The 15,228-nt window shown below is 57.9% G+C and carries 13 protein-coding genes; all 13 read right to left on the reverse strand.

Annotated features, from left to right (window positions below):
• Positions 1–712 precede the first annotated feature (712 nt).
• The 13 genes from Q0X28_RS03860 to hisD all read right to left on the reverse strand — a co-directional run bounded on the left by Q0X28_RS03860 (position 713) and on the right by hisD (position 15,220).
• Entirely contained in the window at positions 713–1,048 is a 336-nt protein-coding gene (locus Q0X28_RS03860) for a hypothetical protein (RefSeq protein WP_296238656.1), read from the reverse strand.
• Between the two features lie 180 nt (positions 1,049–1,228).
• Positions 1,229–2,545, reverse strand: coding sequence for an ROK family protein (locus Q0X28_RS03865; RefSeq protein ID WP_298576701.1), 1,317 nt, complete (start codon positions 2,543–2,545; stop codon positions 1,229–1,231).
• 519 nt (positions 2,546–3,064) lie between these two features.
• On the reverse strand, positions 3,065–5,662 hold the full coding sequence (gene glgP / locus Q0X28_RS03870; RefSeq protein WP_298576703.1) for an alpha-glucan family phosphorylase: 2,598 nt from the start codon (positions 5,660–5,662) through the stop codon (positions 3,065–3,067).
• A gap of 139 nt (positions 5,663–5,801) precedes the next feature.
• Positions 5,802–7,220: a pyruvate kinase gene (gene pyk, locus Q0X28_RS03875; RefSeq protein WP_298576705.1), complete on the reverse strand. Its 1,419-nt coding sequence runs from the start codon at positions 7,218–7,220 to the stop codon at positions 5,802–5,804.
• Between the two features lie 103 nt (positions 7,221–7,323).
• Positions 7,324–8,226, reverse strand: coding sequence for a prolipoprotein diacylglyceryl transferase (gene lgt / locus Q0X28_RS03880; RefSeq protein ID WP_296238664.1), 903 nt, complete (start codon positions 8,224–8,226; stop codon positions 7,324–7,326).
• Between the two features lie 36 nt (positions 8,227–8,262).
• Positions 8,263–9,072 (reverse strand): indole-3-glycerol phosphate synthase TrpC, encoded by an 810-nt coding sequence (trpC, locus tag Q0X28_RS03885; RefSeq protein WP_296238666.1) that lies wholly within the window; start codon positions 9,070–9,072, stop codon positions 8,263–8,265.
• Between the two features lie 150 nt (positions 9,073–9,222).
• A complete protein-coding gene (hisI, locus tag Q0X28_RS03890) occupies positions 9,223–9,627 on the reverse strand; it encodes a phosphoribosyl-AMP cyclohydrolase (RefSeq protein WP_296238668.1) in 405 nt (134 codons plus the stop codon).
• Positions 9,624–10,412, reverse strand: a complete 789-nt coding sequence (gene hisF / locus Q0X28_RS03895; RefSeq protein WP_296238850.1) for an imidazole glycerol phosphate synthase subunit HisF — start codon at positions 10,410–10,412, stop codon at positions 9,624–9,626. Before hisF ends, hisI begins: the two co-directional genes overlap by 4 nt.
• 46 nt (positions 10,413–10,458) lie before the next feature.
• Complete coding sequence (priA, locus tag Q0X28_RS03900) at positions 10,459–11,199, reverse strand: bifunctional 1-(5-phosphoribosyl)-5-((5-phosphoribosylamino)methylideneamino)imidazole-4-carboxamide isomerase/phosphoribosylanthranilate isomerase PriA (RefSeq protein WP_296238670.1); 741 nt, start codon at positions 11,197–11,199, stop codon at positions 10,459–10,461.
• An 84-nt stretch (positions 11,200–11,283) separates the two neighbouring features.
• Entirely contained in the window at positions 11,284–11,961 is a 678-nt protein-coding gene (gene hisH, locus Q0X28_RS03905) for an imidazole glycerol phosphate synthase subunit HisH (RefSeq protein WP_296238673.1), read from the reverse strand.
• Between the two features lie 62 nt (positions 11,962–12,023).
• Positions 12,024–12,638: an imidazoleglycerol-phosphate dehydratase HisB gene (gene hisB / locus Q0X28_RS03910; RefSeq protein ID WP_296238675.1), complete on the reverse strand. Its 615-nt coding sequence runs from the start codon at positions 12,636–12,638 to the stop codon at positions 12,024–12,026.
• A 73-nt stretch (positions 12,639–12,711) separates the two neighbouring features.
• Positions 12,712–13,818: a histidinol-phosphate transaminase gene (locus Q0X28_RS03915; RefSeq protein ID WP_296238677.1), complete on the reverse strand. Its 1,107-nt coding sequence runs from the start codon at positions 13,816–13,818 to the stop codon at positions 12,712–12,714.
• A gap of 61 nt (positions 13,819–13,879) precedes the next feature.
• Positions 13,880–15,220, reverse strand: a complete 1,341-nt coding sequence (gene hisD, locus Q0X28_RS03920; protein ID WP_296238678.1) for a histidinol dehydrogenase — start codon at positions 15,218–15,220, stop codon at positions 13,880–13,882.
• Positions 15,221–15,228 lie beyond the last annotated feature (8 nt).

Here is a 15,228-nt window from a genome sequence, read left to right on the forward strand (position 1 = left end):
GAGGCAACGGATTCAAAACCCGTCCAGTGTGGGTTCGAGTCCCACCGAGGGCACTCTCGCAAATCCCTGGTAGATAGCCTGAAACGCTTTTCTACCGGGGATTTTGTCAATTCATTGCCACTCACGCTGCGGAATTTGCTAAGGGTGCCATATACATCAAACACCACCCCTCAAGGTCATAGAGCGAAAGAATCGCAAACAAAGAGTTCACCCTAGCGAGGAATCCTGACACACTTGCATGGCCTTTATTCCCTGCTGCATGAGGTGGGCTTATCCGCACCAAACAGTGCAGCCTGGTCATTCTTCTAACCAGTTGTCTGAGCCAGCCGCTGCTTAATATTGACCCCCTGGTTTATTTTTGCGTCAGCCAAAACGGCATCTGGGATAGAAACGATCACGGCGAGTTTCGTCAAATGGAGCTCTCTAGCCTCGAAAGCATGCGGGCAACATCATTCGGCGTCACATCATCCGTCATAATTTCTTCTCCTCAACAAAACCCCACATCACATGCACCGTGGGTAAAGTGCCCAACCACAACAACCCTCGGCTGGAAAGGGTGCCCAATACACCACACCGCCCGGCGCAGTGACGCGTCTACGGGCGGTGGGTAGAGAAAAACCCCGCGCCCAACAGGGATGGCGGGGTTATAGGTATTTAGCTAATAAAATGCTACTCGTTTAGTTCTTCAGAGGAGTAGATGCCATTGATGCGCTTACGCAGGAACATAGGGTCTACCGAGTTCTGCACCATGTAAACATCGTGAGAGAGTGTCGGTGAGATACTCGAAGATTTGGTTAGCCCACCAGTGGAAATCCCCTAGGAACGACACCGGGCAGACGTCCACTCCGTGCTCTCCATATGATGTCCCATAGGTAATAAACGACTCCATGTAAGTGCCGTCATCGCTGTGGAGAGTCAGCTCCCACGCATCTTCATGTCTTGGCTCAATCTCCAGCTCGGCATTTAACTTCTCGACAAGGACATCGCGGACGTCCTCCATCGTTCCGCTAGCGACGAAACAACCGAAGCTACTGCTGTTGTAGTTCATTCTCACCACCTCCTTGTGCTGCCATGTTAGTAGAAAATGCCGCATCGAAAGGTGCTATCGCCCTTCAGTCTGCTCTACACAAAAAGCTCGTTGAAGAGGCCGTATAAACAACCTTCCGCAAAATCTGTAGTGGAGTGAAGAAGGCAATAGTCTTAAACGGGAATGTCGTTTCTGCTACTTCTACTTCTTGTTCATGACCTGCAGGGGGTCATTGGCCACTGCCGTAATGGCGACTGCTGCTGCCGCCTGCTGTTGAACCCTGCCACGAGCTGCCGTGACACGGATATCCAGACCTTTGGCATTCTGCCGGGCAATGGACGCAACGAGGCTGAGCGTTTCGGGAGAATCAGTGAAGGCCTGGCCACCAAGCACCAAACGCGTCGGGTTAAGAAGGCTCACCAGGGAGGAGATAGCTTCACCAAGCACAACGGCACGCTCTCGCAGGATGGTCTTTGCGCCGCTATTGCCGTCTTCCGCCAGTGCTACTAACTCAGCAACAGTCTCGACGGAAAGACCAGCAGCTTGGGCTGCCGATACAACTGCGGAGTCCCTCACAGCACTGCCAACCATACCTTCACCCTGCGGGTCGAGCAACGTGGTGGGGCCAGCAACCAGGTGTCCGAAGGTGCCCGAAGCAGCCGCACTGTGGTGCACATGGCCGTTATAGACCTGGCCGATACCGAGGGTCTCACGGGCATACACATAGAGGGTGGAAGTGGCCACATCATCGGCAGAGGTGTTCCACAACTCGGCGGCACTCATTGCTTCAACGTGTGGAGCCAACGAGACAGGGAGACCAAGTCCTGCAGCGAAGTGTTGTCCTACTGCAACGTCATTCCAGCCTGCAGCACTATCGGTAACGATGCCCTCCGCGGTGACGGATGCCTCAACGGCCACACCAGCCCACAGTACCGTTCGCTGGTCGCGGTATCCCAAGATATAAAGTGCAGCTTCTTCCAGCGCCGCTAGCAGTGCACCGGGGGCAGTAGCCGTCACCAGCCCCTGCCGCAAATGCTTACCACCGAGAATTTTGCCGCGCAGGTCATGAAGTGTGACGGAAGCCGTCCAGCGGCCAATGTAGATACCCAGAACAGCGTACTTATCAGTGCGAACAGTGACAGGTAGCGCGGGACGACCAATGGCGCCGAGTTCGGTCAAATCCTCGCGTTCTTCCAACAGCTCAGCTTCCAACAGCGAGGTGACATTGCGGTTGACGGTTGCGCGGCTCACACCCGTGAGTTCTGCTGCGCGATCCCGCTGCAGCGGCTCCTCAGTATGGGCGAGGTGGAAAATACGGGCGGCAGTGCTCTCCCCAAGGTGAAGTTGTGGGGCCACCACATAGCCGGCACCAGTACTCACCCAGGGCTGCGGAACGATTGAGGTGCTGCCTGGTCGAACCGCGCGGCTAACCGGCGTAGTAGAGGCCGGGGTTGTAGAAGCCGGAGTATGGGTAGCAGAGGAATAAGTACGGGGAGTGGTGATGGTGGCGTAAGACATGGTGTAAGGCTTTCGTGTATAAGTCTGCAACGGAGCAGTTCTACAGGGGATCAGTGTTCGCTAAGGAAACACGGAAGAAAATGGCTACCGGTGTGTGCGGATGCTAAGGAGCAGAGCTCAGAAACTTAGAAACTTAGCGGCAACACATTCGAGACTGGCAGCCAGCCATACACGTACACATGCCACAGAGCACCTTGTCGGCGGTGCGTGCGGGGGTGGCATCTGCGGCGATCATGCTCTCAGCCTAACAAGAGGATGTGGTGCGTGTCACGCACTTTACCTACGGCCGTGGGATAAAACCACCTTCTCGACACCGCAAAGAAAACTCTGACCTGCAGGTTCTCTGAGAGCGAGAGAGACTCTCATACTGTGCTCAGTTCTCCCCCACCCCGTAAGACGCTGGTGTGATGAGGCATGTCGCAACTCCTCTTGCGATAAATGCAGTGCTGCCACCTTCACCAATAACGATGAGGTGGCAGTACAACACAACTTTGCAGGCATACACCGCTTAGAGAGTAGCTAGGCCCAAGTGCACAGGCCCATCTCGGCCGCGCTCACAAGCAGCGGATGCTTAGGCATAACACGCACCGTCACACCCATGCTTCCAGGATTGACCATTGGAATCTCCGCGTGAAAATCCCCATCGGCGGCCAGCTTCATAGTCACCATGCGGACATCATGCAGTTCGTTGTTAGTATCGACAGCGCCGCAAACGGCCTGCACACACACATCCTCGGATGAAAGGTCTCCTAGTTTGACTGAGCACGCCATCGAGAGGCTGTTTCCAGCTGTCACAGACTGACACAGAGCGATGTCCTTCTCTGCCGCCAGCGCATCCTGATCATTGCACGACAGTGCGGTCACCGCTACCTTATCCCACTCGGCACGCAGCTTCTGCTGCCACCGCACGAAGTGTGCAGAGGCCTGCGGGTCATCTGTCATCTGCAGGTAAGTACCCTGAGCCGGACGATAGTAGTCCGTCACATAGTCTCGTACCATGCGAGTAGCGGACACCTTCGGTGCCAGCACAGAGAGGGATTTACGCATCCGCTCCACCCAGCCGACAGGGAGGCCATCGTCGTTGCGATCATAGAACAACGGGGCCGCCTGGCGTTCCAGCAAGTCGTAGAGAGCAAGAGACTCAAGACGGTCCCGGGTGGGAGCGTCAGTGTTCTCTACGGAGGGGATGGTCCAGCCCAGCTCATCGTCAGCCATCTCGTCCCACCAACCGTCAGAAACAGAAAGCGTAAGACAGCCGTTCATAACAGCCTTCATCCCGGAGGTGCCAGAGGCTTCCTGTGGCCGAATTGGGTTATTAAGCCAGATGTCGCAGCCAGCCACCATCGTCTGCGCAAGACCGATATCATAGTCAGGCAGGAAGACGATACGATCACGGACACCTGCTTGGTCCGCGAACTGCACCAGCTGCTGGAGGAGGTACTTGCCGTCACCATCCGCAGGGTGAGCCTTACCAGCGATAATGAACTGAACCGGGCGTTCCTCGTTGGTGAGGATCTCGCGCAGACGGTCGGCGTCCTGCAGCATCAGCGTCAACCGCTTGTAGGTGGAGACGCGGCGAGCGAAACCAACAGTAAGGATGCTGGGGTCAAGGATGTCATCGGTCCACCCCAGCTCGGCTTCGGAAGCACCACGGTCAAGCCAGGACTGACGAACAGCCTCACGCGCTGTCTGCACCAGGCGGGCACGCTGGACATTTCGGCTCTTCCACAGTTCCTCATCTGAAATCCGGTCAATATGATCCCAGGAATCTGCGGTGGCGAGGTTTCCTTCCCCCACAATGCGTTTCACAATAGGGCGCATGGTTTGGGAGATCCAGGTGGGCATATGCACACCGTTGGTAACGGAACCGATGGGGGACTCCTCATCCGAGAAACCCGGGTAAAGAGACGAGAACATCGAACGTGAGACCACACCGTGCAACTTGGCGACACCATTGGACCGCTGTGCCAGACGCAAACCCATATGCGCCATATTGAAGCGACCGGGGTCACCTTCCGCACCGAGGGCTAGGACTCGTTCAACCGGCACACCTGGCACCAACTTTGAGGCACCATCCTCGTCAGGGTTCAAGTAGCGCCGCACCATTGACATATCGAAGCGGTCGATACCGGCAGGGACGGGGGTATGGGTAGTGAAGATGCTGCTCGCGCGCACCTCTGCAAGAGCCTCATCGAAGCTGAGGCCATTGTCCATGCGCTCACGAATACGTTCGATCCCCAGGAATCCCGCGTGGCCTTCGTTCAGGTGAGCAACCTGTGGGCGTGCCAAGCCGGCATTATCACAGTAGGTGCACACGGCGCGGACGCCGCCAATACCCAGGACGATCTCCTGACGGATGCGGTGTTCTTCGTCGCCACCGTACAGACGGTCCGTGAGCTCGCGGAGGTCCTCGGCGTTCTCAGGAAGGTTCGTATCCAACAGGAGAAGTGTGACGCGTCCCACCTGTGCAGTCCACATGGCGATGCTGAGGAATCGTTTGCCGGGAAAACGCACAGACACTTTGAGCTGCTTGCCATCTGCGTCGCGAACAGGCTTGATGGGAAGGTTGGCGGCGTCGTGGTCTGTATAGTTTTCGACCTGCAGACCCTCGCGGGAGAGAGTCTGAGTGAAGTAGCCATTACGGTAGAGCAGGCCTACACCAATGAGCGGGACACCAAGGTCAGAGGCGGACTTCAGATGGTCACCGGCGAGCACACCCAGGCCACCAGAGTAGATGGGGAGGCAGGGGGTAATGCCGAATTCCATGGAGAAGTAAGCGGTGAGAGGATCGCGGCTGGCACGGCCAGTCGCATCCGGGTCATGTGTCTCTTGGAACCATGAATCGGCGGCCATGTAGGCTTCCAAGTTGCGGCATTCGCGCTCGTAGTCATCGCGGAAACGATCATTTGCGAGAAGTTCTTCCCAACGGGTGGAGGGGGTCTCGCGAATCACCTGTAGTGGATCTCCACAGGCATCCCACCTAGTGGGGTCGATGGTGCGGAAGAGTTGGCGGGTTTCGCTGCGCCATACCCAACGAAGGTTGTAGGCAAGCTCAAAAAGAGACTGCAATTCGTCGGGCAGGACTGGGGTTACTTTGACAATTCCAGATGCTCTCACCTGGTAAAGGGTATGGGCATAGGGCCCAATTGTCCATTCATCATGCCCGATAAAAAAGTGAATCTTGTCCAAACAGTTGGGGCACATAGTAAAGGGCCCCATACGGGGGCCCTTTACGCCACGTTGTGTAGCACTAATTTTAGCGGTCTTCTTCGCCTAGGCGGTGCACGTGCACCATGTTAGTGGAGCCAGAGTGTCCCGGAGGGGCACCGGCCACGATAACCACCTGATCGCCGTACTCGTAACCCGGCATGTCCAGCAGTTTACGGTCGGCTACACGCACCATGCTGTCGGTATCGGAGAGGGTCTCGACACGGAAGGAATCCGCGCCCCACGCAAGCGCTAGCTGGTTCTTCACCGCCTCGGAGTTAGTGAAGGCAATCAGAGGAATCGTCGGGTGGAGGCGTGCCACACGGCGTACCGTGTCGCCGGACGAGGTGAAGGACACGATGGCCTTCACGTTGAGACGTTCGGCAATATCGACAGCTGCTTGGCAGATCACGCCACGGCGAGTGCGAGGACGATGCTTCAGCGGCGGAACCGCTTCCGGATCTCGCTCGACAGCGCGCACAATGCGGCTCATCGTCTTCACCGTCTCGAAGGGATAGGCACCCACTGAGGTTTCCCCGGAAAGCATAACTGCATCGGTGCCATCGAGCACGGCATTTGCCACGTCGGAGGCTTCCGCTCGAGTTGGGCGCGAGTTCTCGATCATCGAATCGAGCATCTGGGTTGCGACGATCACCGGCCGGGCGTTCTCGCGGGCAATCTGGATGGCGCGCTTCTGCACCATCGGCACATCTTCCAGCGGAAGCTCCACACCCAGGTCACCGCGAGCAACCATGATGGCATCGAAGGCCAGGACGACGGCTTCCAGATTGTCAATGGCTTCCGGCTTCTCCAGCTTCGCGATGACGGGTACACGCCGACCCACCTCATCCATCACCTCGTGAACAAGCTCAACGTCAGTGGGAGAACGGACGAAGGATAGGGCGATGAAGTCCACACCGAGTTCCAGGGCGAACCGAAGGTCGTTGATGTCCTTTTCCGACAATGCTGGGACAGACACATCCATACCCGGCAACGAGACGCCCTTGTTATTGGAGACCGGGCCGCCTTCCGTCACCAGACAGACCACGTCGGGTCCCTCAACATGGTCAACGACCAAGCCAACTTTGCCGTCATCGACGAGGAGACGGTCGCCGGGCTTGGCATCGGAGGCAAGCCCCTTGTACGTGGTGGAGACGCGGTCATGGGTGCCTTCGCAGTCTTCCACTGTGATGGTGATGGTTTCGCCGGTGGCCCAGACGGTGCGGTTGTCCTTGAACCGGCCCAGACGAATCTTGGGGCCTTGCAGGTCCGCAAGCACGCCTACGGCTTTGCCGCTAGCCTCGGAGGCTTCACGCACCCACTGGTAGTTCTGGGCGTGGTCGGCATGATCGCCGTGGGACATGTTCATGCGGGCGACATTCATGCCGGCATCTACAAGTTTGCGGATAGCTTCGGCAGACGCGACAGCAGGACCTAGAGTACAAACAATTTTAGTTCGACGCTTCACAGCCTCAATCCTAGCTGGTTCCGTGGCAGAAACTCTATTACTCCCCACCCAGCGCGGGAAATCACAAGCTGAGTTGCTGCCCCAATTCGCCCTGGTCACCTGTTCAAGGGGTGGATGATGATGACTCTCTGTCCTGCTCATCACCCGTCTGGCGTGCCGAGAATGCGGCTATCTCGGTGACGCTACGTCGACCCCTTTTCGCCGCAAGCACATAAACCAGCGCGGCACAAAAGAGAATTCCCGACACCCAAGTGTTCACCCGCAGTCCGAGGATATGAGAGGCGGGATCGCTCCGCATGAGTTCAATCCAGAACCGTCCCAGGCAGTAGAGCATCACATAGCTGGCGAAGAGCCGTCCATAGCCCATGACAAGCTTCTTATCCATCACCAACAGAACGAGCACGACAAGGAAATCCCACAACATTTCGTAGAGGAATGTGGGGTGGTAGGTGCCAATAATCTGACCGGTTGAGACTCCGTGTGACCGCTCGTAAATCTCCAGTGCCCATGGCACAGTCGTGGAGCGTCCGTAAAGCTCTTGATTGAACCAGTTTCCGAGGCGACCAATACCTTGCGCCAGAATAAGCCCCGGAGCCGCAGCATCAGCCAGTGCACTCAGCGGCAGATGGTGTCTATGGCAGTAGATCCCCACCCCAAGTGCTCCGCACAGAACACCTCCCCAAATGCCTAAGCCGCCTTCCCAAATCTTCAGGGCGTCAATGGGTTCGTGCGGAGCTGCTGCCCCGAAGTAGAGGCGCCAGTCCGTGATGACGTGGTAAAGACGTGCCCCAATAATCCCTAGTGGGATAGCCCATAGGAGGGAATCGTAAACGTCGTTTCGGTCACCTCCGCGAGCTTCCCAACGACGTGCCGCGACGATACTTCCGGCCACCGCGCCGGCGATAATACACAGGGCATAAAAGTGAATATCCAGGGGGCCGAGCGAGAAATATCCTCGTGACGGGCTGGGGATAGACGCCAGCAGCTGGCCGGAGTGTTGAGGCATGGCTCTCCTTGGACGACGGGCTCTCCCCCAGCGTACCTATTCGCGGCCAGGACAAGCCGGGTGTGCGCCGGTTATCACCAGATCGCTAATGATGGAAGCTGGGTCATCGGCCGTCACAACACTGCCCCCCACTAGGACTGCATCAATGCCTGCCCCGGCGTATGAGAGAAGATCTCGGGGGCCCCTCACGCCTGCTTCACCAATACGGAGGACCTCCGCCGGCAGTCCGGTTGCGACCTCACCGAAAAGGGTCCGGTCAATATGGTTGGTTCCTAGGTGACGAGCATTGATGGCGATCACTTTAGCACCGGCCTCCAGCGCGCGACTTGCCTCTGCAGGAGAATGCACTTCCAACACTGCATGCATACCTAGGGACTCGACGCGATCGAGAAGCGCTTCCAACTGGTCTTGTTGGAGGAGCTCAACGTTGAGCTGAACGAGATCGGCGCCGTGCGCTCGCAATTCGTGAATCTGATAGGGGGCGACGACGAAATCCTTGACCAGAATGGGAACATCGACTGCACGCCGCACAAGGTCGAGATCAAGCAGCGAACCTCGGTAGTAGTGGCGCTCGGTCTGTACCGAGACAATTCGAGCCCCTGCTTTCACAAAGAGCTGGGCTAGCCCTGCCGGATCAGGAATATCTGCCAAGGGGCCCCGTGCAGGACATGCACGGATAATCTCGGCGATTACAGAAACCCCCGGCTGATGCAACGCGCCTAGCCCATCACGGGGCGCCGGTGCCTCCGCCGCCATTCGTTTGATGCTGGCGTAATCGAGGCATTCTTCTCGCTGAGCCAGGTCCTCTTTCACAAGGTCGATCAGATCGGAGGGGTAACCTGGCATCGTCCCTCCCTTTACCGTTGTGGATCTGACAGAATCAGCGTAGCGATGCACCCTTGCAAACTGAAAACCGGATTTCCACTTTCCCGCAGAGCCTCACTAATCAGCACCCCATCATCCTGGGAAGAGGGTGTCACAAGCGGTGTTTCACTGCTAGCGTTCCTCTGTGCCGTAGAGTAAATCCTTCCGCAAAGGGTGATCTGCTTCAGCTGACAGCAAGGGACGAGCAGTAAAACACGTCTTAGTATTCGTATGGCAGGCCGCTCCAGTCTGTTCTACTACATAGAGCACCGTGTCTGCGTCACAATCATGGAATACTGCAACGACATGCTGGACATGCCCCGACGTGAGCCCCTTGGTCCACAGTTCAGAACGGGAACGGGACCAGTAGGTCGCTTGACGGGTATCCAGAGTGTACTGCAGCGCAGCTTTATTAGCCCATGCCATCATCAGTACTTCACCCGTCGCGTTATCCTGCACCACGACAGGAAGAAGCCCCTGATCATTCCAGCGGAGATCAGCTAAACTCGTGACAATAGGGTCGGGGCCACTGCTCATCGGACGGTAATCCCTTCAGCTCGCATAGCGTCCTTCACCTCAGCAATAGTTACCTCACCAAAGTGGAAGATACTGGCAGCCAGTACAGCATCCGCACCTGCCTGCACAGCAGGGGCAAAGTCGCTGGCTTTACCTGCTCCGCCCGAGGCAATAACGGGAATGGAGACGGCTGCCCGTACGGCCTTAATCATCTCCAAATCGAAACCATCTTTAGTCCCGTCCGCATCCATGGAATTCAGGAGGATCTCCCCAGCCCCGAGTTCTTCGCCGCGGCGCGCCCACTCGACGGCATCAATACCAGTACCGCGGGAACCGCCATGGGTGGTGACCTCCCAACCTGAGGGAGTGGGTTTCTCCCCTGCCGGGACAGTGCGCGCATCGACCGACAGCACGATGCACTGGGCCCCAAAAGTGCGAGCCCCATCAGTGAGCAACTGCGGGTTGGCGATAGCTGCCGTGTTGATGGAGACTTTATCGGCGCCGGCGCGGAGCATCCGGTCAATATCCTCCACGGCACGGATTCCCCCGCCAACAGTGAGGGGAATAAACACCTCCTCAGCAGTCGCACGCACCACATCGACCATGGTGGCACGTCCTGCAGAGGATGCTGTGACATCCAGGAAGGTAAGCTCATCGGCACCGGAGGCGTTGTAGGCACGGGCTAGCTCTACCGGGTCTCCCGCATCCCGGAGGTTGAGGAAGTTGACGCCTTTCACCACTCGTCCGTTGTCAACGTCGAGGCACGGGATCACGCGGGTTGCGAGGGTCACAGTCTTTCCTTCCATCGCGGTGCCGACCACCGCCGACACCATATCGGGCTCTATATGAACGTTAGGCGTGGGTGCGCACTGCAGCAAGTGCCTCAGGAAGTGTGAATTTTCCTGCGTAAAGAGCTTTTCCAGTGATCGCTGAGTCCACTCCGCGAGCTTCCAATTGGGCAATAGCTACCAAATCTGCCACACTGGAGACCCCGCCAGAAGCAACAATCTTGGCATCAGTGGCATCGGCAACGGCACCGAGCATCTCGAGATTCGGACCGGACAGCATTCCGTCCTTGGAGACGTCTGTGACAACATAGCGGGTACAACCATCCTTGTTGAGGCGTTCCAGCACCTCCCACAGATTGCCTCCATCGGACACCCATCCACGACCCCGGAGCCGCGGTTCACCGTCAATGACGCGAACGTCGAGGCCAATAGCGACACGGTCCCCATTTTCCGCTAACACGCGGGCACACCAGGCGGGGTCTTCCAACGCCGCAGTGCCGATGTTGACGCGGCGGCAGCCCGTCGAGAGAGCTCGCTGCAAGGACTCATCATCCCGAATTCCACCAGAGAGCTCCACGTTGACGTCGAGTTCTCCGACCACCTCACGCAGCATGTCGTAGTTAGAACCACGGCCGAAAGCCGCGTCGAGGTCAACGACGTGAATCCACTCGGCCCCATCCTCCTGCCATTTCAGTGCGGCTTCACGCGGGGCACCGTAAACGGTCTCGGAACCGGCCTCACCTTGTACGAGGCGGACTGCTTTGCCGTCAGCAACGTCAACGGCGGGGAGGAGAGTAAAACTCACGATGGTCTTCCTTTTTCGGTTCTGCACTTAGGGATCGCTGACTGCCTCAAGGTGATTCTTATACGCCCCGAAAGCAGAGGGAAGTTAGGAAAGGCAGCTCAACCAGTTCTTGAGAAGCTCAGAACCAGCATCACCGGACTTCTCCGGGTGGAACTGTGTGGCCGACAATGGCCCATTCTCCACCGATGCGATGAAACGACACTGTTCATGTTGAGACCAACTCACCCGCGCGGGGGCGATAAGGCCCGTTGGATCTTGCTCCATCTCCCAGTCCAACGCTGCGTAGGAGTGCACGAAGTAGAACCGGGTATCGGGATCGATACCCTGGAACAACAGCGACCCTTCTGCTGCCTCAATAGTGTTCCACCCCATATGCGGAAGCACATGCGCATCGAGTTTCTTCACGACACCGGGCCACTCCCCCATACCGACGGTCCGCTGAGGCCCATCGTTATCACTGTCCTCTGAAGTGAAGGGGAACTCTTCACCGGCCTCGAACATGAGCTGCATACCAATGCAGATACCCAGCACCGGACGGGAGCCGGCCAGCCGCTGCCCTACTACCCGATCGCCCTTGACGCGCTGCAAACCTTGCCAGCAGGATCCGAAGGCGCCGACACCCGGCACGACCAGACCATCAGCGTTGAGGGCAATGGTGGGGTCGCTGGTGACACAAGTGTCAACACCCACATGAGCAAGGGCTTTTTCAGCAGAGCGGAGGTTTCCGGAACCGATGTCCAGGACCGCGACGCGTGGTTTCATAGGCTTTAGTGTACTTGGTCAGTCGGCTGAGCCGAATCGTGGGAGCTGTCTGGGATGCCTCGCTAGAGGGAACCCTTGGTGGAGGGGATGCCGGTGATCCGCGGATCTCGTTCGGTGGCTTCCCGCAGTGCGCGGGCCAACGCTTTAAACTCCGCCTCCGTAATGTGGTGGGGGTCCCGCCCATCCAGGACGCGAACGTGCAGGCAGATGCCTGCATTCATGGCGAAACTCTCGAACACGTGGCGGTTCATCACTGTGTCATAACTGGCCCCGCCGTGCGACGAAATCAAGGTGTGGCGCATAATTGTCGGCTCACCCCGGTGTACGCAGTAGGCACGGCCAGAGACATCGACCACGACGCGGGCAAGGCTCTCGTCCAGGGGAATGCAGGCCTCGCCGAATCGCCGGATACCGGCTTTGTCGCCGAGTGCTTGGCGGAGCGCTTGACCTAGGCAGATAGCAGTGTCTTCCACCGTGTGGTGGCCGTCCACGTCAACATCGCCCTGTGCATGGACAGTGAGGTCAAAGGCGCCGTGCTTGCCGAGTGCCGTCAGCATATGGTCGTAAAACGGCACCCCTGTGGAGATATCGGTCTTCCCGGTACCATCCAGGTTGATCTCGACAGTGATGGTGGATTCGCTGGTGACGCGCTCTACCCGTCCAATACGTGCAGTCATATCTCTACTTTGTCATGTTTGGTCTGTAAGTGGAACTCATTTGCGGGGAAAGAGAACGGCTCCCCCGGCGCCTTTAAGCACCTAATACAGCCTCAGTTGCGCGCAGGAAGTGATCATTCTCTTCCTGCAACCCGATGGTGACACGCAGGTAGTGTGAGATGCCGACATCACGGATAAGCACTCCTTGGTCCAAGTACTGCTGCCAGACACCTGCCGCATCCTCAAACTCACCGAAAAGGAGGAAGTTCGAGGCGCTGGGCACCACCGTCAGTCCGTGAGCGGCAAGCACAGCGGCGACTCGCTCACGTTCTGCCACCAATTCGGCGACGGAAGCCAGTGTCTCATCGGCATGGCGCAACGCGGCAAGCGCTGCGGCTTGGCTGAGGGTGGAAAGATGGTAAGGAAGGCGCACCAGCATAACCGCTCCGATAAACGCAGGTGCTGCCACAAAGTATCCCAGGCGGCCGCCGGCAAAGGCGAAAGCCTTACTCATCGTGCGGGACACCACCAGTTTTTCGGGATAGTCGGAGAGAAGCTCACAGGCGCTAGGGGCGTCGGAGAATTCGCCGTAGGCTTCATCCAGAATGATGAGGCTGTCGGTAGCTTCCAGAATGCGGCGGAGGTCCTCGTTGGGAAGACTCTGGCCGGTGGGGTTGTTGGGGCTCGTCAGAAAAACAATGTCTGGGTTTTCCGCTTGGATTGCGGCAATTGCCGCATCTACATCAAGGGAGAAATCTGCGCGGCGAGGCTGTGGCAGCCATTCTGTGGTGGTGCCGGTAACCAGAATGGGGTGCATCGAGTAGGAGGGCACAAATCCCATCGCCTGTCGGCCGGGCCCACCGAACGCCTGCAACAACTGCTGGAGGATTTCGTTGGAACCGTTGGCCACCCAGAGATTGTCCACGCCAACCTCTACTCCCGTCTGACGGGAGACATAGGCGGCAAGCTCGGTTCGCAGCTCAACCGCATCTCGATCGGGGTAACGGTTAAGCGTACGAGCGGCTTCGGCCACTGCTGCTGTGAGATCAGCCACGAGAGCATCGCTGGGGGGATGCGGGTTCTCGTTGGTGTTGAGCTGGGAGGGGACAGTGAGCTGCGGAGCTCCATAAGGAGATTTGTCCCGGAGGGCATCCCGCAGGGGAAGGTCGGACAACTGAACGTTGGCGCCGAGAGAACTCATCGAGGTTGATCTTTCCAGTAGGTGGACAGAAGTGTGGAGTTGGACTGACGGCACCAGGGTCCTATGACCGTTGCCGGGCTGCCGCAGCTTGCTTGCGAACTTCCAAGCTCTTTCCGTGTGCCGGGAGTACTTCTTCGCGAGCCAGAGTTTGGATGGCATCCGCGATTCCCAGCAGTGCCTCTTCGTTGTAATTGATGAGGTGGACAGGCTTAAGGAAGGTGTAGGTCGAGAGGCCTGCGTTGTAGCGGGCAGATCCGCAAGTGGGCAGCACGTGGTTGGAGCCGGCGGCGTAGTCGCCGAGTGGAACGGGGCTATAGGGTCCGACAAAAATAGCGCCAGCGGACTGCACTCGGTCGGCCAAAGCTGCAGCATCAGCAGTGTGGATTTCGAGGTGCTCAGCTGCATAGGCATTGACCACTTGCAACCCCTGCTCCATGTCGTCAACCAGAATAATGCCGGATTGAGGGCCTGCTAGCGCCGTATTGATACGTTCTGCAGTGACATCCTTACCAGCTTCTGTGCCAATATAGGCGTCAACGGCATCAGCCAGTTTTTCGCTATCGGTAATAAGAACAGAGGCGGCCAACGGATCGTGTTCTGCTTGGCTCACCATATCGGCGGCGACAAAGGTGGGGTTGGCGGTCTGGTCTGCTAACACGGCGATTTCCGATGGACCAGCCTCTGCGTCAATACCGACAGCACCGCGTACGAGGCGTTTTGCGGCGGTGACGAAGACATTACCCGGTCCGGTAATCAAATCGACAGGTTCTAGCACTGTAGTGTCATCTGTGTCGGTGCCTCCATAGGCTAGCAGCGCAACGGCTTGCGCTCCCCCCACAGCCCATACTTCCTCCACGCCCAACAGTGCGCAGGCTGCCAGGATTGTGGGGTGCGGCCATCCATTGTTGTCTGTTTGGGGTGGTGAGGCAACAACCAGACTTTGGACACCTGCTTCCTGCGCCGGGACCACATTCATGACAACAGAGGACGGGTAGACCGCCTTACCGCCGGGCACATAAAGGCCGACGCGTCCCACCGGAATCCACTTTTCGGTGACAGTGCCTCCCGGCACTACTGTCACGGTCTGGCGGTCTGGACGTTGCGCGGCGTGCACCATGCGGATACGACGGATGGCCTCTTTGAGAGCGTCTTTCACCGCATCGTCGGTGGCGGCGAGGGCAGCGTCGATAATTTCTGCGGGGACGCGAATCGAGGCGGGGCGAATACCATCGAATTTCTCACCATAGGAGAGCGCTGCAGCAACTCCATGCTCATGGATGTCCTGAACGAGTGCAGCTACCGTGTCCATTACCGCGCTCGGGTCGGAGCCACCACGGGGCATTGCAGACCGTAGTTGAGCAGTGGTAAGGGTGCGTCCGCGCAGGTCAGTGCGTACCAGCATGAGCGTCC

Origin of the sequence: uncultured Lawsonella sp. (assembly GCF_947252745.1) — a bacterium.
Classification (GTDB): domain Bacteria; phylum Actinomycetota; class Actinomycetes; order Mycobacteriales; family Mycobacteriaceae; genus Lawsonella.

Excerpts from the sequence above, each read along its gene's own strand:
- Q0X28_RS03860 (WP_296238656.1), bottom strand. The coding sequence starts at position 1,048 with ATGAACTACAACAGCAGTAGCTTCGGTTGTTTCGTCGCTAGCGGAACG.
- Q0X28_RS03865 (WP_298576701.1), bottom strand. The coding sequence starts at position 2,545 with ATGTCTTACGCCACCATCACCACTCCCCGTACTTATTCCTCTGCTACC.
- lgt (WP_296238664.1), bottom strand. The coding sequence starts at position 8,226 with ATGCCTCAACACTCCGGCCAGCTGCTGGCGTCTATCCCCAGCCCGTCA.
- trpC (WP_296238666.1), bottom strand. The coding sequence starts at position 9,072 with ATGCCAGGTTACCCCTCCGATCTGATCGACCTTGTGAAAGAGGACCTG.
- hisI (WP_296238668.1), bottom strand. The coding sequence starts at position 9,627 with ATGAGCAGTGGCCCCGACCCTATTGTCACGAGTTTAGCTGATCTCCGC.
- hisF (WP_296238850.1), bottom strand. The coding sequence starts at position 10,412 with ATGGAAGGAAAGACTGTGACCCTCGCAACCCGCGTGATCCCGTGCCTC.
- hisH (WP_296238673.1), bottom strand. The coding sequence starts at position 11,961 with ATGAAACCACGCGTCGCGGTCCTGGACATCGGTTCCGGAAACCTCCGC.
- hisB (WP_296238675.1), bottom strand. The coding sequence starts at position 12,638 with ATGACTGCACGTATTGGACGGGTAGAGCGCGTCACCAGCGAATCCACC.
- Q0X28_RS03915 (WP_296238677.1), bottom strand. The coding sequence starts at position 13,818 with ATGAGTTCTCTCGGCGCCAACGTTCAGTTGTCCGACCTTCCCCTGCGG.
- hisD (WP_296238678.1), bottom strand. The coding sequence starts at position 15,220 with ATGCTGGTACGCACTGACCTGCGCGGACGCACCCTTACCACTGCTCAA.